Here is a 3,870-nt window from a genome sequence, read left to right on the forward strand (position 1 = left end):
CCCCGCGCGCACGGCCCCCGGCGGCGAACTGCGGCGCGAGGCCGTGGAGCGCATCCAGACCGCGCTGCTGCGCCTGACGCAGAAGCAGCCCGGCCCGTCCGATCCACAGGGGCAGCAGGGACAGCACGGACAGCGGGAAGGAGGGCGCATCGTGGTGCTGTGCATCGACGAAGGCCAGAAGCTGCTGCCCGAATGCCTGGAAGTGCTGCGCGAACTGCTGAACTTCGAGACCAACACCGAAAAGCTGCTCCAGATCATTCTGTTCGGCCAGCGCGAACTGGAAGACACCATTGCCGCGCTACCCAACTTCCGCGACCGCATCAACGAGTACCTGCCCCTGCGTCCCCTTTCGCAGCGCGAAACCATCCGCATGGTGTGCCATCGGCTGCGCCTTGCGGGCGGCCCCGCCGGGGAACGGCTGTTCACCCTGCCCGCGCTGCTGGCCGTGCACTACGCCACCGGCGGCTACCCGCGCAAGATCATGCGCCTGTGCCATCAACTGATCATGAACCTGCTCATCAACAACCGCCGCCAGGTGACCTGGCGCGAGGTGCTGGCCTTTGCCCGACGCGACGCGGGGCTGGGCGGCAGGCTGGATACCGGGCCTGCCGGTTTTGCGGGACGGGCGTCCGGGGCGGGATTGCTGCGTGTAACAGGGTATGCCGCGCTGGGGGCTGTGCTGCTGGCCGGGATGCTGCTGACCGGGCGCATGGTTGCCGGGGACGCCCCGCACCTGCCGGGCGCATCCGGAAGCGGTCATGCCTTCGCGCCCGCCGAAGGTCGCACGGACATTGCGACAAAAGATGACACGAAGGGGATGCTCCGCCCGTTGCTGGCCCTGCTGGGGCTGTCTGGCCATGGGCCAGCATCGGACACCGGCACGGCGATGGCGCAGGCCGATGTACCCGGTTCGTCCAATGCGGCCAGTCCGGCCGAACCGGCCAGCCATGAAAACCGTGCGGGCAGCGCCGCAACGCCCGTGACGCCGTCTCCCGCGGGTTCCCCGGCGGCCATCGCCCAGCCCACGGCTCAGCTCACCTCCATGACCGCGCCGCCCACCCGGCTGGGGCTGGTGGTACTGCCGCGCGGAGAAACACTGCTCGGCCTGCTGGACACCGTGTATGGCCGGGCCGCCACCGTGCTGGATGCGGTGATGCAGGCCAACCCGGCCATCACCAACCCCAATCGCCTGCCCACGGGCACCATCCTGACCCTGCCCGCCCTGATCATGGAGCCGGGCATGGAACGGCGTGGCCAATGCGCCCTGCTGCTGGAAAGCCACGCCACGGTGGAGGAAGCCTACCGCTCCCTGCGCGCCAAGGGGGGCGACAAGCGCGAGGTGGTGCTGGCCCCGGTGTGGAAGCCCGACCGGGGACTGCGCTTCTACCTGATGCAACCCCGCTTCTACGCCAACCCCGCCGAGGCCCGCGCGGCGGCGGAACTGCTGTTCCCGCGCTTTCCCGCCGCCACCGTGGAACCCGCCTTTGGCGACGGCGCGCTGTTCTACCACAATTTCGACTAGATGCCTCCTGGGGCGCGCCATTCGCCGTTCATCGCACGCCTGCACGCCCGCATGTTCCGGATTCGTCCACGTCAGCGGCCCGGCCCCAACGCCGGGCCGCTGCGGCTATCCCATCCCCCCCGCTCCCGGCGCAACGCCGTCGTCGCCAGCCCGCCGCGCGCCGTTCATTTCACTGCCCCGGCACCCGCGCCTGACGGGTCTGGCGTGCCTCGCTCACCCGCTCGCAACGCCGTCACACCGCCGTCACCATATCCTCACGCAACTCCCTCCAGGTGACCCTTTCGCATTCCCGAAAAGCGCGCTAAAGAATTTCTAGAGTTCTCAGACAACGGAGCGCACGTCGCCCCGCCCATTCCGCCGCGAGGCCCCAAACCCAGGAGCACCCATGGCGAAGAAGAAGGTGGACGCAGGCAACGGCAAGCGCCGCAAGGAACGGGCAGCCCCCGTCACCGGCGCCACATCCGTCCCCGCGCCTTCTGCGATGCAGGAAGAGGCCCCGCCCCTGCCGGAACGCAACGGCAAGATCAAGCTCACGTCACTGGAGGATTTCGAGGAGCACCGCCAGTCGCACCACGCCGACATCAAGAACGCCGCCCGCACGGCGCCCCGCCCCCCAGGCAAGGCAAACGGCAAGACCGCCCGCACGCCTGCCGCCCTCGCAGTGTCCGCCCCTGCGGGCCGTCGCAAGACCGCCACGCGCCCCCCCAGCGGCGAAATCCGCAAGCATTACGTCATCGACACCAACGTCCTGCTGGAAGACCCCGGCTGCATCGAGCAGCTGCGCAGTGACAATGAAAACGCCTGCTACCTGCCGCAAACCGTGCTGCAAGAGCTGGACAAGCTGAAGCGCCAGCCCGCCAAGGCCCATCTGGTGTCCCGCGCGGTATCCGCCGTGGAAGCCGCCGTCCTGCAGGGGCACCTGCGGGTGGTCACCGGCGACTACCAGGCCCTGGCCCTGCCCTCGTCCGCGCCGGAGGTCAAATCCTCCCCCGACCAGTACATCATCGCCGACGCCCGTTCGCTGCTGGCCACCGTGCCGCGCGAGGAGCCCGTGGTGCTGGTTTCCAACGACCGGTTGCTGCGCATCATGGCCGACACCAGTTCGGGCCTGCGCAGCGAGGAATACCGCTGCTCCATCCCCTTCCGCTCGGAATCGGAACGCTACACCGGCTTCGTGCCGCCCGCCGACGTGGTGCCCAACAGCTTCACCTGGGAAGGGGCGTACCCCGTGTTCCACGACCGCGCGCTGGCCACGCAGGAGGTCAAGTTTGCCCCCACTCCGTGGAACATCGTGCCGCGCGACGTGTACCAGGCGCTGGCCATGCGCCTGATGCTGGACCCGGACATTCCGCTGGTCAGCCTGCAATCCACGGCGGGCAAGGGCAAGACCTTCCTGGCGCTGGGCTGCGCGCTGGAAATGGTGCTGAAGGAAAAGCGCCACAAGCGCATCTTCATCTCGAAGCCCCTGGTGGAAATCGGCCCCAAGCTTGGCTACCTGCCCGGCGACCTGACCGAAAAGACCGACCCGTACATGGAATACATCGTGGACCTGATGCTGAAGCTGCACAACGAGCACCGCCGCGCCCCCAACGCACTGGCGGCCACGCCCAACGGCACCAGCCTCAGCCGCCTGAACCCCAAGGTGATCCAGGTGCTGCCCATCAACTACACGCGGGGCCGCAACCTGGAAGACTGCGTGGTGATTCTGGACGAGACCCAGAACCTCTCGCGCGAGGACCTGCGCACCCTGCTCACCCGCATGGGCCGCAACGTGAAGGTGATCTGCATGGGCGACACCCAGCAGGTGGACGCCCCCTTCAACAGCCCGGAAAACAACGGCCTGAACTGGCTGGTGCGCCTGCTGCGCGGCAACCCCGGCTACGCGCACCTGGTGCTGCGGGGGCGCAAGAGCCGCGGCCCCATCACCGACATGGTGGTGGCGGCTGGGCTGTAAGGCTGAAGGGAACGTGGCGGGGCGAAGCGAAGCGGGCACGGAAGACGCACCCTCCGGCACCTTGACGCACATGCACCGCGCCGCAACAAACCGGATACGGCGCTCAACACGAAGGGCGGATGCCACAAGGCGTCCGCCCTTTGCCATGATGGTGCCCAGCCCGACGGCGAGGGACAAAATGGCGTCACGGGTCCCTTGCGCGCCCGGTGCGGCCCGGATAGCATCCCCACATGTCCAGTCACCACACTCCCCACCGGCACCATGCCCCTGCCAGGTCCGCAGCCGATCTGCCGGACATTCAGTTGCCCGCCCCGCAGGCCGAAGGCGGCCTGACCGGTCGCGCACTGCACGGCGTGGGCTGGCTGGTGGGTCGCGGGCTGCGCGGGCTGGCGCT

Annotated in this window: 2 protein-coding genes; both read left to right on the plus strand. The window is 68.7% G+C overall.

The window, feature by feature from the left end:
- On the plus strand, positions 1-1,522 hold a 1,522-nt coding region (locus FVW27_RS09970), incomplete at its 5' end, for an AAA family ATPase (RefSeq protein WP_167124782.1).
- Between the two features lie 385 nt (positions 1,523-1,907).
- Positions 1,908-3,476, plus strand: a complete 1,569-nt coding sequence (locus FVW27_RS09975) for a PhoH family protein (RefSeq protein WP_167124784.1) — start codon at positions 1,908-1,910, stop codon at positions 3,474-3,476.
- Positions 3,477-3,870: the final 394 nt, after the last annotated feature.

Source organism: Nitratidesulfovibrio liaohensis (assembly GCF_011682075.1).
GTDB classification, from domain to species: Bacteria; Desulfobacterota; Desulfovibrionia; order Desulfovibrionales; family Desulfovibrionaceae; genus Cupidesulfovibrio; species Cupidesulfovibrio liaohensis.

Excerpts from the sequence above, each read along its gene's own strand:
- FVW27_RS09975 (WP_167124784.1), top strand. The coding sequence starts at position 1,908 with ATGGCGAAGAAGAAGGTGGACGCAGGCAACGGCAAGCGCCGCAAGGAA.